Source organism: Hydrogeniiclostridium mannosilyticum (genome assembly GCF_003268275.1).
GTDB lineage: Bacteria > Bacillota > Clostridia > Oscillospirales > Acutalibacteraceae > Hydrogeniiclostridium > Hydrogeniiclostridium mannosilyticum.
The window spans coordinates 101559-120956 of sequence record NZ_QLYR01000008.1 but is presented as its reverse complement, the minus strand read 5'-3'; the positions used below and the strand labels follow the sequence as shown (position 1 = coordinate 120956).

15 protein-coding genes and 1 pseudogene are annotated in these 19398 nt (G+C 50.0%); all 16 read left to right on the top strand.

The window, feature by feature from the left end:
• Positions 1-235: pseudogene (locus DPQ25_RS11250) on the top strand (cysteine ABC transporter ATP-binding protein); the annotation flags it as partial.
• Positions 232-1890, top strand: a complete 1659-nt coding sequence (cydC, locus tag DPQ25_RS11245; RefSeq protein ID WP_112333275.1) for a thiol reductant ABC exporter subunit CydC — start codon at positions 232-234, stop codon at positions 1888-1890. The pseudogene DPQ25_RS11250 and the gene cydC, both read left to right, overlap by 4 nt.
• The gene (locus DPQ25_RS11240) at positions 1890-2231 is read left to right on the top strand and encodes a nitrous oxide-stimulated promoter family protein (RefSeq protein ID WP_112333274.1); all 342 of its coding nucleotides are present in this window, start codon (positions 1890-1892) and stop codon (positions 2229-2231) included. Before cydC ends, DPQ25_RS11240 begins: the two co-directional genes overlap by 1 nt.
• Complete coding sequence (locus DPQ25_RS11235; protein ID WP_112333273.1) at positions 2228-2791, top strand: MptD family putative ECF transporter S component; 564 nt, start codon at positions 2228-2230, stop codon at positions 2789-2791. Before DPQ25_RS11240 ends, DPQ25_RS11235 begins: the two co-directional genes overlap by 4 nt.
• Positions 2788-3465 (top strand): energy-coupling factor transporter transmembrane component T, encoded by a 678-nt coding sequence (locus tag DPQ25_RS11230; RefSeq protein WP_177577019.1) that lies wholly within the window; start codon positions 2788-2790, stop codon positions 3463-3465. The genes DPQ25_RS11235 and DPQ25_RS11230 overlap by 4 nt, the downstream gene beginning before the upstream one ends.
• A complete protein-coding gene (locus DPQ25_RS11225) occupies positions 3462-4880 on the top strand; it encodes an ABC transporter ATP-binding protein (RefSeq protein WP_112333271.1) in 1419 nt (472 codons plus the stop codon). Before DPQ25_RS11230 ends, DPQ25_RS11225 begins: the two co-directional genes overlap by 4 nt.
• A gap of 1181 nt (positions 4881-6061) precedes the next feature.
• Complete coding sequence (locus DPQ25_RS14735) at positions 6062-6781, top strand: sensor histidine kinase (RefSeq protein ID WP_177577017.1); 720 nt, start codon at positions 6062-6064, stop codon at positions 6779-6781.
• A complete protein-coding gene (locus DPQ25_RS11215; protein ID WP_112333269.1) occupies positions 6781-7566 on the top strand; it encodes a LytR/AlgR family response regulator transcription factor in 786 nt (261 codons plus the stop codon). Before DPQ25_RS14735 ends, DPQ25_RS11215 begins: the two co-directional genes overlap by 1 nt.
• 121 nt (positions 7567-7687) lie before the next feature.
• Positions 7688-7978: a response regulator gene (locus DPQ25_RS11210; RefSeq protein WP_112333268.1), complete on the top strand. Its 291-nt coding sequence runs from the start codon at positions 7688-7690 to the stop codon at positions 7976-7978.
• A gap of 57 nt (positions 7979-8035) precedes the next feature.
• Complete coding sequence (locus DPQ25_RS11205) at positions 8036-10618, top strand: hypothetical protein (RefSeq protein WP_112333267.1); 2583 nt, start codon at positions 8036-8038, stop codon at positions 10616-10618.
• A 24-nt stretch (positions 10619-10642) separates the two neighbouring features.
• A complete protein-coding gene (locus DPQ25_RS11200; protein WP_112333266.1) occupies positions 10643-12649 on the top strand; it encodes a clostripain-related cysteine peptidase in 2007 nt (668 codons plus the stop codon).
• Positions 12650-12710: 61 nt separating this feature from the next.
• Entirely contained in the window at positions 12711-13532 is an 822-nt protein-coding gene (locus DPQ25_RS11195) for a hypothetical protein (protein ID WP_112333265.1), read from the top strand.
• A gap of 72 nt (positions 13533-13604) precedes the next feature.
• Positions 13605-16979: a lectin like domain-containing protein gene (locus DPQ25_RS11190; RefSeq protein WP_112333264.1), complete on the top strand. Its 3375-nt coding sequence runs from the start codon at positions 13605-13607 to the stop codon at positions 16977-16979.
• Between the two features lie 434 nt (positions 16980-17413).
• Positions 17414-17833: a division/cell wall cluster transcriptional repressor MraZ gene (gene mraZ / locus DPQ25_RS11180; protein ID WP_112333263.1), complete on the top strand. Its 420-nt coding sequence runs from the start codon at positions 17414-17416 to the stop codon at positions 17831-17833.
• Positions 17834-17860: 27 nt separating this feature from the next.
• The gene (gene rsmH / locus DPQ25_RS11175) at positions 17861-18796 is read left to right on the top strand and encodes a 16S rRNA (cytosine(1402)-N(4))-methyltransferase RsmH (RefSeq protein WP_112333262.1); all 936 of its coding nucleotides are present in this window, start codon (positions 17861-17863) and stop codon (positions 18794-18796) included.
• A 44-nt stretch (positions 18797-18840) separates the two neighbouring features.
• On the top strand, positions 18841-19347 hold the full coding sequence (locus tag DPQ25_RS11170; RefSeq protein ID WP_112333261.1) for a hypothetical protein: 507 nt from the start codon (positions 18841-18843) through the stop codon (positions 19345-19347).
• The last annotated feature ends 51 nt before the right edge of the window (positions 19348-19398 follow it).

Below are 19398 nucleotides of genomic sequence, written 5' to 3'. Positions count from 1 at the left end.
CGAAAACGACATCATGGCCGAGATACATAAGCTGGCAAAACACAAAACGGTGATCCTCATTTCCCACCGGCTGGCGAATGTGGTACAAGCGGACAATATCTATGTGTTAGAAAACGGAAGCATTGCCGAAAGCGGCAGCCATGATGGTTTACTCAAAAAACATGGCCTGTATGAACGGCTGTGGACAGCACAGCAATCCTTAGAAAACTACGGAAAGGAGGGCGGCGGAAAATGAAAAAACGAAGCGGATTCAAGGTAATGTCCCGGCTGATCGGGCTGGTGAAGCCTTTGGCTGGGTATATGTTCCTTGCTGTTTTTATGGGGCTGATAGGGCACCTGTGCGCCGCCTTTATCACCATCTTCGGCGGTTATGCAGTGCTGGAAGCTCTGCGCTTTGATACCCCTTTCACCCTCACCGCTATTTTTGTCTGTGTCGTGGTCTTTGCGGTTGTACGGGGCGTCCTCCGCTATGCGGAACAGGCGTGCAACCATTTCATCGCCTTCAAGCTGCTGGCTCTCATCCGGGACAAGATATTCCGGGCGCTGCGCCGGCTCTGTCCCGCCAAGCTGGAGGGCCGGGACAAGGGGGATCTGATCGCCGTAATTACCTCCGACATTGAGCTGCTGGAGGTGTTCTACGCTCACACCATTTCTCCGGCAGCCATCGCGTTCCTGTTTACTATTGTCCTATGCCTGTTTATCGGCTCCTTCCACTGGCTGCTGGGGCTTATCGCGCTGGCGGCGTATCTCGTGGTTGGAATCGTGATCCCTTTGGTTGTCTCCAGGTTCAGCGGGGAAGATGGGATGCAGTTCCGCTCCAAGTCGGGTGACTTATCCGGCTTTGTGCTGGACAGCCTGCGGGGGCTTTCGGAAACCCTGCAATATGGACAAGGCAAGAAGCGGCTGGATGAGATGAACCAAAAGACGGCCGGCCTCGCCGCAGACGAAGAACGGATGAAACGCACGGCCGGACGGAATACGGCGGTGACGAATACAGTGGTGCTGGCTTTTGATCTAATCATGCTGTTTGTTTCCGCCCTGCTCTGTCAAAGCGGAGTGATTGGCTTTGAGGGGGTTCTAATCCCCACTATCGCCCTGTTCTCCTCTTTTGGCCCGGTGATCGCGTTGGCGGCGCTGGGCAGCACCTTACAGAACACCTTTGCGGCAGGCAACCGGGTGCTGGATATTCTGGACGAAACGCCAGCAGTAGAGGAAGTGGACGGGAAACCGGAAATCGCTTTCACCGGCGCTGAGGCGGAGAATGTCACCTTTGCCTATGGAAACGAAACCATCCTGTCCGATGTATCGGTGCAAATCCCGCAGAACAGTGTTGTCGGCATTGTGGGACGCAGCGGAAGCGGCAAGTCTACTTTGCTCAAGCTGCTGATGCGGTTCTGGGATGTGCAACAGGGAAATGTGAAAATCTCCGACACACCCATCAACCAAATCAACACCGCAAACCTGCGGGAGATGGAGAGCTTTGTTACCCAGGAAACCCACCTGTTCCATGACAGCATCAAAAACAACCTGCGGATCGCCAAGCTGAACGCTTTCGATGAGGAAATCGAGGCAGCCTGCAAAAAGGCATCGGTTCACGATTTTATCATGACGCTGCCACAGGGGTACGATACTCCTGTGGGTGAGCTGGGCGACACCTTATCCGGCGGGGAACGGCAGCGGCTGGGACTGGCGAGGGCCTTCCTGCACGAAGCGCCCTTCCTGCTGCTGGACGAGCCAACCAGTAACCTGGACAGCCTGAACGAAGCGGTAATTTTAAAATCTCTCCATGAAGAACGGGAGGGGAAAACGGTAGTGCTGGTTTCCCACCGCCAGTCCACCATGCGGATTGCGGATACTGCTTATTCGGTGGAGCACGGGAGGATGAGCTGATGAAAACAGTTGAGGATAAACGAACGCGGGAGAAGCTGCTGGTCTCGCAGATGATTGCACTTTATTGCCGCAAAAAACACCGTGTTAAGGGTGGCCTGTGTCCGTCGTGCAGGGAACTGGATGAGTATGCAAAAATGAGAAGCGACAAATGTCCCTTTATGGAGACAAAAACCTTCTGCTCAAACTGCAAGGTGCACTGCTATAAACCGGAGATGCGGGAGAAAATCCGCGAAGTGATGCGTTTCTCAGGGCCGCGTATGGTCTTTCACCATCCCGTTACGGCGGTACGTCATGTCATTGAGAGTAAAAGGGAGAAAAGACGATTGGAGAATGAGAAATGAAAGAAAAGATGTTTGAACCCTTTAAAGTGAAGGATATTGTTTTTTTAGCCATTATATCAGCGGTAACGCTTTGTACCTGTGCGGTTATGCCTTTAGTAGCCAGCCTCCAGACTGTTGTTTTTGGAATTGCGCAGGTGGTGACAGGGCTCCAGATTTCCATTTTTTTTGCAATTGGGCTGATGAAAGTTAGAAAACCGGGGGCGCTTTTTATTATGGCCTTGCTGACCGGCTTGTTCCAGCTCCTGATGGCCCCGCCGATGTTTTTCTCAAACCTTGTGGTCGGGCTGCTTTTAGAGGCCTTTGTACTTCTCGTGTTTCACGGTTATAAAAAAGACCGTGCGGTATTTGTTGCCGTGCTGCTTTACAATCCGCTTTCGCTGCCGTTCAACTATCTTTACAACCTCTTGTTTGGGCGAGAAGCGATGGCGGCTGTCGCTATAAAAGCGCCTTGGATCACAGCGGGGATGTCGCTGGCGGTAATTGCGCTTTCAGCTTTGGGCGCCTGGATCGGTATCAAGATTTCAAAAGAACTGAAGAAGTCGGGAGCAATGAAGAAGTGAGTGAAAAATTGCTGGTGAAACGTCCAATCTATCCTGTGATTGGATTATTGGCCTCTGTTTTGATTATTGTCTTTGGCATTATAACAGCCAAAGACGTAGCATGCATCTACTTTCTCAGCGCTATATGGCTGTTACTGCTGTTTTTTGGGTATTGGCGCGCCTGCTTGGCGGTGATACCTGTTGCAGTGCTTGCGAGCGCGGTGCTTGCAGGCATTACTTATTTGATTTCCGGGGACATCCAATCGGCTTATGCGGCGGTTAACCGGATTCTTGCCGTCTGCATTGCGGTGGTTCCCGGTTTGGCCTTGTCTCCAATTTATTTGGTGCGAAATTTCTCAACGCTGAAGCTGCCCCGTATGCTGACGCTGGGAATGATGATCACCTTGACTTTTTTTCCCCTGCTTGGAGGTGAAGTGAGACAGGTCCGCGAAGCGATGAAGACCCGCGGCGCAGGCAGCTTTTTCAGCCCGCAGATTTTTTACAGGGCCTTTTTGATTCCACTTGTCATCCGGCTTGTCAATATTTCTGACACGCTGGCGCTGTCTGTAGAAACAAGGGGATTTACCAAGGAGGCAGATGCGTGCTCCGTCTATAAAACGGTCACGCTGTGCGCCTCAGACATCGTATTTTTGCTGGCTGTTTTGACAGGCTGTGTGTTGGTGGTGGCGCTATGAAAGCAATCGAACTGAAAAACGTATCCTTTTCCTATGAGGGATATGAGGAAAAGGTGTTGAACGATGCCAGCCTCTCGGTAGATTATGGGGAAGTAGCCCTTCTTTCCGGTTTTTCAGGCGAGGGAAAAAGCACAGTTTTGTCGCTGATTGCCGGCATTATTCCCAATATAACGCCAGGGGAGATCACAGGTGAAGTACTGATCGGCGGGGCGGATATTACAGGCTGGAAGATGGGTGAAATCTGCCGTAAGGTCGGGGTTGTGCTGCAAAATGCAGAAGCACAGATCATCCAGCAGATTGTGGAGGATGAAATCGCATTCGGCGGCGAAAATTTTGCTTTCCCGCGTGAAAAGATTGCAGACAGTATAGAGCGTGCTTGTCATTTGATGAAACTCGATCCGGGCTGGAAAACGAGAACTCTGTCCGGTGGTCAGAAACAGCGGCTGATTACTGCGGCTACCCTGGCGACTGAGCAAAAAATCCTGGTTTTGGATGAACCGCTCGCCAATTTGGATAGGTATGGATCAGAGCTTTTGATGGATACTCTGCGCAGGCTTGCGAAGGCTGGGTATGCGATTTTATTGGTGGAGCACCGTTTGGATATGGTCCTTCCTTATGTAGACACGGTTTGGAGCATTCGTGGAGGGGAAATATCTAAAATAGAGAATAAAAAGGAATATCTTGCGGCTCAAGCTGAATTGATCAAGGATACATGCTGTCTGAAATCCACTGACGGAACGGCGTTTCAGCTTGAACACGTTAAATTTTCTGTAAAAGGCCGAGAAATTTTGAAGGATATTACCTTTCAGATAAAGAAAGGGGAGCGGGTACTGCTTCTCGGTGAAAATGGCTGTGGCAAGACGACCCTTCTGCGCTTGCTTGCAAGGCTTTACAGGCCGACGCAGGGGCGTATTTTACAGAAATTCGACCCTGCGCTTGGACAAAAGGCAAAAGGAAGCCCTGCTTGGTTTAAAAAAGCCGGCGTGGTCTATCAAAATCCTAATTACCAGTTATTTATGCCGACGGTGGAGCAGGAGGTTGCTTTTGGGGCGGAGTCGGATGAGTATGCGCAGGAGATTATGCAGTTGTTTCGTATCGAACAGCTCGCCCAGCGCCACCCGCATTCGCTTTCTGAGGGACAGAAAAGGCGGGTTTCTATCGCTGCGGTAGTGGCCTCTAATCCGGAGGTCTTGCTGCTGGATGAGCCGACGGTCGGGCAGGATTATGCGGGATTGAGTGAAATGGTGGAGATTTTGAACCGGCTGCATGAGCGCAGCGGCAACACCATCGTCACGATTACTCATGACATGCGCTGTGCGGAAGCGCTCTGCGATCATGCGGTGAGGATTGTGGACGGCGTGGTTGCAGAGGAAGGCGGAAAGGAATTGGCCCGCCGTTTCTTTTATGGAGAATAGTGGTTTACAGAAAAAGCCCACGCTGCCGGAAAGACAACTGGCGGTGAGGCTTTTTTATTTTGGAGGATATGCAGGAGCGACAACATGTTAAAGGCGGCGCCATTGAATTTGAAGATTATAATCTGACAGAAGCTAGAGATCGATTATGAAAAATGTTTCAAGTTCCTCTCGCAGGCTTGCAGCTGTTATGAATCGCAATATGGCGTAACGGGCTGCGGAACATCATCATGGTGTACAAGCGTGATGGTAGCAGCAAAACCTATGAGTAGGTGATCCAACTTTTCTATTGTGAAAACGGCTTTTTGCAGGAAGAAAGATTTTTTAGAGCCGTCCCTCAGTTTAGGGACGAAACGATAAGCGGACTAGCTCGTATTATCCGCGATGAGATTGTCAGCCCGTTTACGGACTCGAAGCTGAAACCTTTTTTCTGCCCGTAGCTGCTACTCTTCAGCCTTTCGCATCCATCCGGCTCTTCTGGATAAACCGTAGGAATGTGACGGAAAGTATGGTATAGTATAAGAGGGGTTATACAAAGTATTTAGAAAGAAATTTTGACAGGGGGCTGTTCCGCTGTCCTGCCATATTAAAATCATTGCGGGCGAGGTGAATTTCCTATGGATCAGATGATAATCGCAAATGTTGCGCTGGATATTTTTTGTATTCTGCTGTGCTTAATGCCAATATTGTACTTGACCTCGGCACATAGATACAAAATAAAACTGAACCAATATTTTATGGGACTGTGTATCTCCAATGCTTTAATGATTTTAGGCGATATCGGGGACTGGGCAATTCGTGATATTATCTCGTCTGGAGAAAAAATATTATTGACAGCTTTGACGCTCCTTTATTATATAAGCTCTGCTCTTGTTCTTTTTTTTATTTCCAGTTATGTAAAGGAATATTTAAAGCTTACAAAACGGCAAAGCAAATATTTTATTTTAACGGTAGCCGTTCTATGCATAGTGCAGGTAATTTTGGCGCTTCTTAGTCCGCTCACAGGATCCATCTTCTATATAAACGAGAACGGGTACCAGCGCGGCAATCTGTTTTTGCTTTCACAAGTGATTCCGGTTCTTAATATGATTTTATGTATCATTTGTATTTTTGTAAATCGAAAGAAGCTTTCAGGCAGAGAAATGGTGTTTTTCCACCTTTATTTATTGCTTCCGCCGGTTTCTATGCTGATACAAACAATGTTTCGCGGGCTTGGAATTGTCAGTCCGATTATTACGCTGAATATACTCATCCTTTTTATAAATATTCAGCATGAGCAGGAGCTGGCTTTTCACCAGCGGGAAAAGGAACTGGCGGAATTGCAGATTGATATCCTGCTAAGCCAGATACAGCCTCATTTCCTATATAATGCATTGGCAACGATCTCGCACCTTTGCAGACACGATCCCGAAGCGGCACGCAAGGCAACCAAAGAGTTTTCCATGTTCCTGCGCGGTAATATGGATAGCCTGCATAACCGGAATCCCATTCCGTTTGAGCAGGAGCTAACCCATGTGATGAATTATCTATCATTGGAACAGCAAAGGTTTCATAACCGCCTGCGTATTGTCTACGATATTCAGCACAACAATTTCAAAATCCCACCGCTCACCTTACAGCCTCTTGTGGAAAACGCGGTGCGGCACGGGATTTTGCACAGAGATGAAGGCGGCGTGATTACCATTTCCACAGCCGAAGCGCCGGACGCTCATATCGTGACCATTTCCGACGACGGCGTTGGCATTGAAAAGGCGAAAACATTTGCTAATTTGGGCGAACACGCGCATATCGGAATTGAAAATGTCCGTTCCCGGCTTCAAGCGATGGTACACGGAACGGTTGAAATTAAAAGCAGCAATGAGGGAACTACCGTCACCATGCGAATACCGAAGGAGGGGATGTAATGCTTTTTATTGCAGTAGATGACGAGGCCTACATGCTGGATGAAATAGCGGAGGCGCTTCACAGCGTGCGTCCAAAGGATGAAATCCTGACGTTTTCATCGCCCATAACGGCCTTGGAAGCAATAAGAGAGCAGATGGTTGACGCCGCTTTTTTAGATATTCAAATGGGAGGTATGACCGGTATTGACCTGGCCATACAGATGAAACGGCTACAGCCGGATATTCACATTGTTTTTGTGACAGGCTATCAGGAATATGCGGTACAGGCTTATCAAATACATGCCACAGGATATTTGCTTAAGCCAATTTCGGAAGGTGATATTGCTCGTGAACTGACCTTTATTTACGGTGATGAGCCGAAACAAAAATTCCGTGTGCAGACTTTTGGAGGATTTGAACTTTTCGTAAATGAAAAACCGGTTAAATTTGACCGTTCCAAGGCAAAAGAGCTGCTTGCTTTCCTCATTGACAAAAAAGGGACGGGAACAACAACGGCTGAAGCCTATGCTGCGCTTTTCGAGGATGCGGATGGTTCCTCATCTGGAAAATCATATTTTCGTAATATTGTCCGCAGTCTTAAAACCACATTAAAAAATGTTGGCGCGGGCTGCATCCTATTGAGGGATTTCAACCGTTTAGCAGTAGATCCAAAAGTATTGGACTGTGATTATTACCGCTTTTTGGATGGCGACCCAATTGCGATCAACCATTTTCGAGACGACTATCTCCCACAATACAGTTGGGCAGAGCTTCAAAACGCAGCGCTCCATTTTTTTAAAGAATAGACGAATGAAAAGCCCGGGTCAAAGTATGCGGGCTTTTTTATTTTTGTAAAGCTTTGATACGCTTTTGATACGCTTTGCCTGCTATACTAAATGCCAAAACAACAGACAGGAGGAACATACTTTGGTTATTATGGTCGTTGACAGCGACCGAATGGCTCTGAATAGAGCCGCGAAGCTGTTATCCAATTTGAATGCCGCTGTGGCGGTTGTTCTTTTTGAAGCGGCCCTGCCGGCGATTCAATATACAATGAATCACCCTGTTGATCTCGTCTATACCCGGGCGAAGCTGTCAGATCTATCCGGCTCGGAGCTGCTTCAAAAAATATTAAGATATCAGCCGCTGGCGGAGGGGCGTATCTTGCAAAAGAATGAAGAGATCCTTGGCTCTCCGCTTAACAGTGATTTGGTTTGAAACCGGTCAGTCTCACATCATAAATCATATTTTTCATTTGTGTTAGGAGGAATAATGATGAAAAAACGATGGAAGCGGATTATCAGCGGCGCGCTTGCCGGCGTTATGCTGATGACCGTGTTTGCAGGATGCAGCAGCAAGGAAGAAGAGAAAGAAGGAATCCAAGGAAGCGCAACAGATATGTCGTATAACGCGGAAGGAAAATTTACGACGGTTGTTACAGCGGAAGACGTTAGCTTCCCCGAAGATATTTCCGCAGAGAATATTTATATCGGTTATTTTGTTATGGACGAAAAAGCGCTTGGCGAAGCGCTTGACGCCGAGGGGGATAAAGAGGAAAGCGATGTCAATCTTGATGATTACAGTACCGAAGTTACCGCCTCGGTGGACAGTGTAACCCGCAAGGACGAACATACGCTGGAGATTGCATTCTCCGACGGGAAAGCTGCTGAAAATAAACCTTCGGGGTACGGCATTGCCGTAAAAGGAAAAAAAGATGACGGCAAGGACGCTGTATTGGCGAAAGCCAACGTCGTTTATCCGGAGTACACACTGACCCCGAATGTAAAATCGGTATCGGCACTGGATAAGGAAGTCCGTATTACGCTGGAACTGAATGAAGGCTCCTATACAAATGATGTTTCTCAAGAGGATATTCAATTAAGCGGCGCTTTTGCGAATCTTACTGTTGCCGATTTGAGCGCGTCCGGCAAAAACCTGACCATGCAGCTCACCGGCGAGATCCTCAAAGACGAATCTTCCAACGCTTATTTGGACGGCGGTATTTGCCTGGATTCATCCGCTGTCGTTGACAGCGCGAAGCCGATAGAAGTATTTATCCCGGTAGACGATGCGGCAGTGTATCTGGATGCAGCAAAGCTGACTGCGGAGAACGGAAAGGTAACTGTTCCGATCCTTCTGGGCGGATACCGTTTTACCGATAAGGCGGCAGCGGAAAGCTTTCAGATGGACGGCGCTTCGGTAAGCGGCTTTGAAAAGAAGAGCGGTACCGAGGGCGTTTTGACCCTAGATGTGCCGGGTGTTTCGGATAAAAACAGCGCGGGAGCCGCCTTGGACGGCAAGAACTTGACCATCGCGGCGGATGCCGCCGGCAACAGCGAGCCGCTGACAGTAGAAGCGGATTTAGGCAGTGCGAATTTTTACCCGGTGTTCGACTACGCGGAGGAAAAAGATGGGAAGTATGATATTACCTTGATTCTATACGCCAACGCGGGCGTCTTTGCCGAAAGCTTAGAAAATGACATGGTTTCCTTTGCCGGTGATTTTGGGGACGCATCCGTTGTCTCCATCACCCGCACGAGCGATACGACAGCAGAACTGAAGGTGTCCATGCCGTCGAACGGCGTATCCGTAGAGGAAATGAGCCTGAACGGGACGGTGAAGCTGGAGGCAGGCGCGCTGGCCAGCCGCTGGGGCGATCCCACGGCGCGGGAAACATCCTATACGCGGGAATACAGCCAGGCGAGTATGGGCCGCCTGTTCACCGAAATGGAAGTTGGTCAGATTAAGGATATTGTCGGCGGCTTTGGGAACACCACCTGGGGCTCCATCGTAGATGTGGGTTCCGGCGTATTCAGCGGCATTTCCGCCGTATACAGCGGGTTGGAAATGCTCGGTGTGATTGAATCGGAGAAGGCAAAGCTGGATAAAGTCTATGACGCTGTTATGAGCCTACATGATGATATTAATGGGCTCTCCATGGAAATCGACGGCCTGCGCGGCGACATGGCCGGCGCGTCTATCGGTGATTTTTACACCGATAAGCTGATGATGCTGTCGCAGTATAGGCAATATGCGCTGAGTAAAATCCAAAATGCGCAGAAAAAGCTGGAGGAACAGGGCGTGACAGCGCCAACGGCGAAGCCGGAGGACGATGGCGAGGCCTGGGGAGAGTATATGGGCCAGGTGATGAAACAGGTTGCGGACAATGACCGGGACGGCACCTTTACGTTTTTAAAAAATTACTTTACGAACGTGTATACGTCGGTCACTACCACAAGCAGCGGCAATGTGTTGGATTCCTTTGATAAATATATGACGTATTATTATAACTTCGATACCATGGGATATGACGAACGGGAAGCGTTCCGGACCGCTATCCAATTCGAGATGCTGAATTCATACCTGCTCCTGTGCTCGTATTATCAGTACGGCGATCAGGATACCAGCACCATTCAGAATCTGACCAGCCAGTTTGAAAAGCTCAACAGTGTCCTGGAGCAAAAGGCGGTTCAGCGCAGAACAGATGGAGACGTGTATATGTATGCCGCCAAGAAAACACTTTACATCTCTCGCGAGAGCATATCATATTGGAACAACGGTACAAAGTTTACGTGGACAGACTCCGTAATCTCTGAATTTAACAGCCGTATGCACGGGAAGACCGTCGAGCAGGAGCTGGAGATGATCGGATATGAAAAGTCAAACGATAGGGATAAGCTTGTATTAGATATTGATTGGGATAAGACCTATTGCTTCTTCTTTTATGATTATGAGCTGGATCTGGACTATGCCCCGCTAAACGAATCATCCATTCAGCGGAAGAATTTAGAAGATGACTGCAAATCCGACTTCAGTGATCTGACGAGGTATGACTGCATTTGTTTTAAGATATCTTAAAAATCATTTGCAAAGAAGTATGGGATGAAGATTGTGAAGCATATGAAAAAGCGTGCGATGGGGCTGATGCTCTGCCTGTGCCTGCTGGCGGGGCTTGTCTCCGGCTGTTCCGCCCCAAAGGAAAAGCCCATGGGCGAGGCGGACACGTGGAGTGTTTTCCTCTACCTGTGCGGCTCTAACCTGGAAACACAGATGGGGGCGGCGGGCAAGAACCTGGACGAGATCCTTGCCGCCGACATCCCGGACAATGTGAACGTCGTGATCCAGACCGGCGGCGCGGAAAAATGGCGCTCTCACGACATACCGAATGACAGCATTAACCGCTGGCTGGTAAAGGACGGCGGGCTCTCCCTCCTGGAGAGCCTGCCCCAAGCGAACATGGGCGATCAGCAGACCTTTGCCGGTTTCCTCTCCTACGGGGTTGAAAATTACCCCGCCGAGAAGATGTGCGTCATTGTTTGGGATCACGGCAGCGGCAGCATCGAGGGCGCGGCCAACGATGAAAACTATGGCTTCGACGCCCTGACCCTCGCCGAGATGGACGGTGCCCTGGAGACCGTGTCGGAGCAGATGACCGACCGCTTTGAATTGTTTGGCTTTGACGCCTGCCTGATGGCAAACTATGAAACGGCCTCCACGCTGAAGCCCTATGCCCGCTATCTGCTGGCCTCCGAGGAGATCGAGCCTTCCGGCGGCTGGGATTATGGCGTGCTGTTCGGCGCTATCTCCGCAGACAAGTCCATCTCCGGCGGAGCTCTGGGCAAAGCGGTCTGCGACGGCTACTATGCTAAATGCGAGGCGGGCGGAAAGGAAGCCACCGCCACCCTGTCGGTTTTAGATCTTAGCAAGCTGGAGGGCGTGCAGAAAGCCTTTGACGCCATGGCCGGGAATATGAAGGAAAGCGCGGTGGAGGCCAAGGGCATTCAAAGCATTGCCCAAAGCGCTAAAAATAGCCAGAAATACGGCGGCACTTCCGGCGAGGAAGGCTATAGCAATATGATCGACCTGCGCCACTTTGCCGAGAACGCCGTGGATGTGGATGACTCGAAGGAGCTGATAGATGCTTTGGACGATGCCATCGTCTACAAGGTAAACGGCGCGCAGAAAAGCAAATCGGGAGGGCTTTCGTTCTATTACCCTTCCCATGTGGAGGAACAGCAGTTAAGCGAATACTACGCCAATATCTGCCCGTCCGAATCCTACCGGGAATACCTGAAAAGCGTTTACAGCAATATTCCGGAGGAACCGGTTAAGTTTACCGACCTTGGCAGCGAGGCGGAGGACGGCTCGTTCCAAATCGCTTTAGACGAATCCTCTCGCAACTATATCCTCTCGGTGGACTTCCTGCTGCTGGAGTATTCGCTTGGTATGAACGGCGATACGCCAGTGATGACTGGCTCGTGGTTCGGACGGGACAACGATATGTTTACCAGTGAGGATGGGTTGAGCTTCCACAGCAACTTCCGCGGGATCTGGCTGGCCTTAAACGGCTGTAAGCTGTATGTCACGCCGGTGGAAGATACTGAGGATTACATCATTTTCACAGCGCCCATCTCCCTTAACGGGGAGCGTACCAACCTGCGTTTTGCCTTTATCTGGGATGACGCCTATGAAAACGGCGGTTACTACAAGCTGCTGGGCGCATGGAACGGCATTGACCCGGTCACGGGGATGTCGGACAAGGAGATTACCGAGTTAAAGCCTACCGACAAGATTACCGCCTATTATCCTTATCAAACCCTGACGCTTGGTGCAGACGGGTTGCCGGAGTATTCAAAAGTCCTAGAACGGGAGCAGGAGGTTCCGCAAGGCGAGTATGTAATTACCGAGGAACCGCTGGAGGCCGGTGATTACGGCTATCAGTTCGTGGTGACTGACATTTTTGGCAATCAGCATTTTTCCTATTCCGCATGGATGTTGATGACAAAAACAGCGGAGGAACTAAAAAATAATCCTCTGCCGGACGGCGAATACGCCGCCGTAGTGGATACGATTATGGAAAGTACCGACTCGATAGCGGAAGAAAATTAACGAATGAAACAGGCGCACAGCCACGTCTGTGCGCCTGTTTTTCAAAAAGGAGAAATAATCAATGCAGAAATTTTTGAAGGCGAAAATCAGCCTGGTGCTGGCGCTTGTGCTTGTGCTGGCAGCGGTTGGCGGCACCTGGGGGATTACATACGGCGTTACCCGCCCGGAGGCACAGCCGGCGAGGACCGTAGAAGACACCCCAAAAACGCCGGAAGAGTTATACGCCGAAGCAGTACAGGATGCCATGACGGTAGAAGCCGACGAGATTTTTCCGCTTGTCAGCCTGGAAAAAGGCGAGCCTTATGCCGTATATGACGAGGAAGGCCGGGTGCTGCTGCTTACCTTCCACAAATATCCGGACAGCTACCCGGACGGCAAGGATGTTGAGATCGAATGGGGCGAGGTCTGGACCTTTACCGGCGGCGAGCTGGCCGATTGGTATCAGGAAAGCAAAGACGGCGTAACCGATTGGCCCGCCCGCCTGCGGCAGCTCATCGGCCTGACGCCGGACAACGAAAGTACCCATTTCACCGCCATGTGGGTGAAGCCGGAGGATGTCCAGCGCCCCGCGAATGTACAGGAGATTGGAGACGTTACCATGACCGCTTCCCTAGCGGAAAATACGGACGAGGCCTTTAAGGAGTGGTTTGACGGCAATATTATCTGGAGCTATTTTGACAGTGCCTACCCCTGGACACGGCTTGGCTATACTTATGACTGGGCGGCAGAGGCCGAGGATGAATACGGTTTGTCTGAATTTCTGGTAGCAAATGGCAGCGAGGTCGAGGTCGCCTATACCGCCGCCACTGAGGAAATGCTCTCGATGCTGGCAAATGGCTCCTGGCTGCCCGAAGCGGCGGATAGGCTCCAGGACGCAGCATAACAACGGGATGAACGACACCCAAAACAACCCTATTGAGAGGGAAAACAAATATCAGGTAAAGGAGCTGGTTCTTTGAAATCCAAATGGATCAACCGGGTTTTAAGCGGTGTGCTTGTAATTTCGCTGCTGGCGACCACGCCGGTTTACGCAAGGGGAACGGACGGAACAAGCGGCGACGGAACGGCGAAAACAAGCCCGCTGGCTAAATATTTTGATGAATCCCAGTTAAATCCCGATTATGTGGAATGGGAGGAAAACGGAAAGCAGGGCGCTATGCCCGTATATCAGGATTTTTCCTATTTGACGAAAAGCTATGCGCGGCTAGGAGCCATGCAGAACGCCCTTTTGCCGGAGGAATACGATCTGCGGGATTACGGCAAGGTAGAGCCGGTGCTCGATCAAAATCCTTTAGGCATCTGCTGGGCGATCGCCGCCAATTCTGCTGCGGCAAGCCCTTTGATGGAGCAGTTCCCGCAAACTTCGTTTTCTCCGATTCACACCACATGGTTTACTTTCCGCGGGCCGGAGGAAGAAGAAAGCCGGCCGGTTGAAGACCCTTATATGGCGGGCGGTAATGATGCAAATGCAGTTGCCGCCATGGCTGCCTGGAAAGGACCGGTATTTGAAGAAAGAGCGCCGCTGAATCCCCAAAATCAACAGAATCCCGAAGAATCCTTGCGGTATGCGGCGGACTATCATTTGCAGGACGCCTATTATATGCCTAATGGTAACTATTTTGACTCGGACTGGGGATTGGATGTATATATCGATACGGCAATTATCAAGCAGATGCTTATGAATAATATGTCTATCACCATTCATTATTATTCCAGCGGAATGTCCGACTATTATAACGAGGAAACCTCCGCCTGGTACAACAGCGAACCGGTTTCAACAGACCATGCGGTCCTGATTGCAGGCTGGGATGACAACTATCCAAAAGAAAATTTCCTTGAGGGGAAGCAGCCGGAGCACGACGGGGCATGGCTGATCCGCAACAGCTGGGGCGCCGATTGGGGTGACGACGGTTATTTTTGGCTCTCCTATGAGGATAAAAGCATCACGACAGGTCCCGCCTATCTGCTTGAGGAAGCGGACAACTATACAAAAAATTATCAGTATGACACGGCAGGCTGGTCCTATTCAGTAGCGACGGATGCTGAACAGCTTACTAGGTCAACCGCTGCCAATATTTTTACCGCAGCGTCGGATGAACAGCTGGAAGCAGTGTCTTTTTACACAACCGACGCCGGGACAGAGTATTCTATATCGGTTTACACAGGGGTGGAAGAAGGACAGCCGGAATCCGGCCGGCTTGCACTCCAAAATCAGACCGGGACGGAGCCTTATGCGGGTTACCATACCATTGAGCTGAAAGAGCCGGTTTCTTTGAAAGCCGGCGAACGCTTCAGCATTGTCGTCACATGGGAAAATCCCGAATTTGAATCGCCGCTGCCTATTGAGTGGTGCCCGGTTCCAAACGAAGAGTATGTTCCTGAACATCTGGGGAACGGAGGAGAAAGCTATGTTCTTTCTGACGGGCAGTGGCTCGATGTTGCGGGAAACGCCGGTGATTTTTATATTTCCAATGTCTGTATCAAAGGCTTTACCAACCTACTGCCGGAGTCAGGCGAAGCGGTTCCAACCGTCCGTTTTTCCGAGATGGAAGGCCCGGTTGAAAATAACACGTTCCTTTCTTTAGATGCCGAAGGCGCTGACGAAATTTGGGTTTCAGTTGACGGCAGAAAAGCTTTCCGATTGACAGATACAGGGGTTGTACTTGATAATCTATTGGATGACGGATCCGAAACAACAGTTTCAGCGTATGCGGTCAAAGATGGTAAAAAAGGAAATACAGTGACGAAGACCTACACGAAAGCGGTGGCGCAGCTTACCGATTTTGCCGTTCGATTTGAAGGCGGAACCAAGCATCTGGAAACCGACGGCTTGACAGAGGAAACCATTTATTTTCCTATCGAGGCAGAAATGGTGCAGGTGATGGCACAAAGCGGAGATACCATCTATGTGAATGGCATGGAATTAAATTCGTCTGACTGGAGCCATGATATTCTTCTGAGGCCGGGCCAAACCACACAGGTTGCTGTTCAAGTGGAAAAAGAAGGAAAAACCACCAGTACCTATCAGATGAATCTTTACCGGAGTATGCTGACTTATGATTACGAAGCAGAAACAATCGGTTATGATGAATCAGCCTATCGAGTAAAAGACAATCAGGGAAATGTAATCCCTTCCGGCGGTTCCATTTCCTCCCTCATCAGTACGGAGGAAGAAATCAAGCTGACGGTTGAGCCGCTGGCAGGCGGCAGCAGTTTGACAGAATATATTCCGAAGCGCAGGACGGTTTCAACGATTAACATTGACTATGCTAACGAACAAACAGTAGACCCTTTCAGTGACGTTTACGCATACAGTGTAAATCCGGATATGTCTGATGCCACCCGTTGCGAGAACGGAAAGAACATTCCGGTGACGCCGGGCGTGGATTTGTATATCCAGCGGCAGGCCACCAATGCGGATTTTGCCAGTACAATTTATCATTTAACAGTACCAAGCCGTCCGTCAGCGCCTAAGATGGAGGCGGCGGAAGTAACCGAAACCTCGGTTACTCTGAAGGAAATCGAAGGAGCGGTATATTCCAACGGCGGCGATTGGCAGGAATCTCCTGTGTTTACCGGCCTGACTCCTGGGAAGACCTATAAGTTCCAATCATATTTGCTTGCTACAGATCAAACTTTTTACTCAAACATTGGAGCAATAGAGATTACACTGCCCATTCCCCAAGTGAATCCCTCCGACTATTCCTTTGAAGTAAAATATGTGGACGGAGAGGGCAACCCTGTGCCGGGCGGAGGAACAATTACGTTCGACCAAGCAGGGGCATACAGCCGTGAGGACATTCCGATTCCCTATGAGTATATGGAGATCATCCCCGCCCATCCGGACGAAGATTGGCTGTATCCTACTTCCCTTGTGTGGTCTGATGGCAAGTGGACGGTCACAAATCCTGTGGTAGAGATTATGGTTGAGCCGAAAGCAACGGTGAATATCATATTCAAAACGCCGGACGGAAACGTGCTGGAGGACTTGGGTTATACCGAATACTTCGACAGCATAGGCGGCGGTATTGAGACCGTGACTGCACCGGAGGGTTATGAGTTTATCGAGGGCAATACCTATGAGGTAGACATTACCCGTGACGAGGACGGCCGGCTGGTTGCCGAACCCGCAGAGGCGGCGTTCATTGTAAAGGCTATCGGCGGCGTAACGCCTTCCAAACCGGCTGAGCCGCAGAATGGAGATACGCAAAGCCCTGGTACGGGCGACAACAGCAACTATAATCTTTGGGTTGCCCTTATGGTTGCTTCGGCAGGAGTAATTTCCATCGTCTTAATCACCGGCTGCAGAAAAAAGAAGGTAATAGAATAACCGCAAATATACAGGGAAGCTGAAAAGCGAAGACGGAGCAATCCGTCTTCGCTTTTCTTTTTGTTATTCGAGAAAGGCATGGCGGTTAAGTGAATAAAATTATATACAGGATAAATATACAAAAGGCGGTGTACATTGCAGGGAAGCCTTCGTGGATTGTGTTGGCTAGAGAAAAAGTTTATACATTATTCGTAAACCGCCCCTCTTCTGCCGGCTGTACCCGGCGCTTGAAATGCAAAAAAGGCGTTCGGCCGGGAGAATTTGATTAAAAAATAACCAAATTTTGCCATATAAGTTTACATAAATAAAAAATTAGTAGTTGCATTTGAGTGGGGATTACGCTATAATTTATAGCATGAAGTGGTAGAAAGTAGAGGAAAGTGGTGCTAAGTGGGGCGGCTGCTCCATTTCAGCTTCAGGAAAGTGGCAAGGCTATGTTGATAGGAGAGTACCAACATAATATTGACGTAAAAGGCCGGATTATTGTTCCCGCAAAATTTCGGGAGGATCTCGGCGATAAATTTTATGTTACAAAGGGCCTTGATAACTGCCTGTTTGTACTTTCACCGTCCGAATGGGACAAGCTTCAAGAGAAAATTATGGCTATGCCCATGAGCAAGGCTAAGGGGCTACAGCGTTTTTTCTTTGCGGGCGCCGTAGAGGTAGAGCCGGATAAACAGGGACGGATTCTGCTGCCGCAAAACCTGCGTGATTACGCGCAGCTGGCGAAGGACGTTGTTTTTATTGGGGCGTCGAAACGTGCGGAAATTTGGGATGCCGGCAGGTGGAACGCTTTCAATGACACCCTTACAGAAGACAGCGTTGCCGCTGTTATGGACGAGCTTTCCCTATAGCGCATACAGAGAAAAGGGGTGTGGCCTTTGGAGTTTCAGCATAAATCCGTTTTGCTGCAGGAGACGGTGGAAGCTTTATCAATATCCCCGGAGGGGATCTATATTGACGGTACGGCAGGCGGCGGCGGCCATTCTCAGGCAATACTCCGCTTGCTGGGAAACGGGAAGCTGATTTCCATTGACCAGGACCCGGATGCGGTTGCAGTGCTTCAAAAGCGCTTTGCGGCAAACCCCAACGCAATTATTTACCAGGGGAATTTTTCCGCGATGGACCGCATTGCGGAAAAGCTGGGCTTCAAGGCGGTAGACGGCGTTTTGCTGGACATAGGCGTCTCCTCTTATCAATTCGATAATGGGGAACGGGGCTTTTCATACCACCAGGACGCACCGCTAGATATGCGGATGAGCCAGTCGGGCACAAGCGCGCGTGATCTGGTCAATCAGTTGAGCTGGCAGGAGCTGGCGCGGATTATTAGCCAGTATGGAGAGGACCGGAACGCAAAACGAATTGCACAGGGAATAACCCGGGCAAGGGAAAAAGGACAAATTGAGACCACTGGCCAGCTGGCGGAGATCATCAAGGAGTCGGTACCTGCAGCTGTGCGCAGAGAGCAGGGGCATCCCGCCAGAAAAACCTTTCAGGCGCTCCGCATCGCGGTGAACGGAGAGCTCGATTGTCTGGAGCAGGGGCTGGATGCCGCGTTTGCTCTTTTAAAAACACAGGGGCGTCTGGCGGTTATAACCTTCCATTCGTTAGAGGACAGGCTTGTCAAGCAGAAGATGGCGCAATGGTGCCGGGGCTGTACCTGCCCGCCGGATTTTCCGGTTTGCGTATGTGGAAAAAAGCCCCGAGCGGAGCTGCTTTACAAAAAAGGGCTTGCACCCAGCGCGGAAGAGGTCCGAGAGAACCCGCGCAGCAGAAGTGCCCGCCTCAGGGTGTGTACAAAGCTTTCAGATGAATAGATAACGGAGATAAAATACCAACAGAGAACAGGGGGAGTTCAGCAATGGCTTTACAGGATAATAAGGCGTATGATTTTGCGATGTTTGAGCCCAAACCCAGGGAAGGGGCCCAACCGGCACGCCGGGTACAAAAAAATAACGTGATTTCCCTGCCGGAAAAGGAGCTGGAAAAGAACCGCAGGCCCAAGCTGCATCCCTTTAAAATGCTCTCGTTTTTTGTGGCGCTTATTTTCACGGTGGGAACGGTGGGCATGCTGATTTATGGGCAGGTACAAATGACGGAGCTGACAGAAAAAATCAATACGGCAAATAAGTCGCTGGCCGAAAGCGAAAGTATATATACACAGCTTCAGATGAAATCAGCTGCCGAGCTTTCGTTGGACTCGGTAGAGGACTATGCGAAAAATCAGCTTGGCATGCAGAAGATTGAGAAAAACCAGGTAGAATATATCGGCGTCTCCGGCGGGGATCAAGGGCAGGTCCTCAATGGCGCGGAGGACGAAAATATTTTCACTGCCATTTGGAACTGGTTGCAGCAGTTGCTCTCATAGTTTGGCATAATCCCCGGCCTTTGGAAATAAGTATGGATACAGACATGGTCT

Bases quoted from the DNA above. Each gene is read 5' to 3' on its own strand.
- cydC (WP_112333275.1), top strand. From the start codon at position 232: ATGAAAAAACGAAGCGGATTCAAGGTAATGTCCCGGCTGATCGGGCTG.
- DPQ25_RS11240 (WP_112333274.1), top strand. From the start codon at position 1,890: ATGAAAACAGTTGAGGATAAACGAACGCGGGAGAAGCTGCTGGTCTCG.
- DPQ25_RS11235 (WP_112333273.1), top strand. From the start codon at position 2,228: ATGAAAGAAAAGATGTTTGAACCCTTTAAAGTGAAGGATATTGTTTTT.
- DPQ25_RS11225 (WP_112333271.1), top strand. From the start codon at position 3,462: ATGAAAGCAATCGAACTGAAAAACGTATCCTTTTCCTATGAGGGATAT.
- DPQ25_RS14735 (WP_177577017.1), top strand. From the start codon at position 6,062: ATGCTGATACAAACAATGTTTCGCGGGCTTGGAATTGTCAGTCCGATT.
- DPQ25_RS11215 (WP_112333269.1), top strand. From the start codon at position 6,781: ATGCTTTTTATTGCAGTAGATGACGAGGCCTACATGCTGGATGAAATA.
- DPQ25_RS11205 (WP_112333267.1), top strand. From the start codon at position 8,036: ATGAAAAAACGATGGAAGCGGATTATCAGCGGCGCGCTTGCCGGCGTT.
- DPQ25_RS11200 (WP_112333266.1), top strand. From the start codon at position 10,643: ATGAAGATTGTGAAGCATATGAAAAAGCGTGCGATGGGGCTGATGCTC.
- DPQ25_RS11195 (WP_112333265.1), top strand. From the start codon at position 12,711: ATGCAGAAATTTTTGAAGGCGAAAATCAGCCTGGTGCTGGCGCTTGTG.
- mraZ (WP_112333263.1), top strand. From the start codon at position 17,414: ATGTTGATAGGAGAGTACCAACATAATATTGACGTAAAAGGCCGGATT.
- DPQ25_RS11170 (WP_112333261.1), top strand. From the start codon at position 18,841: ATGGCTTTACAGGATAATAAGGCGTATGATTTTGCGATGTTTGAGCCC.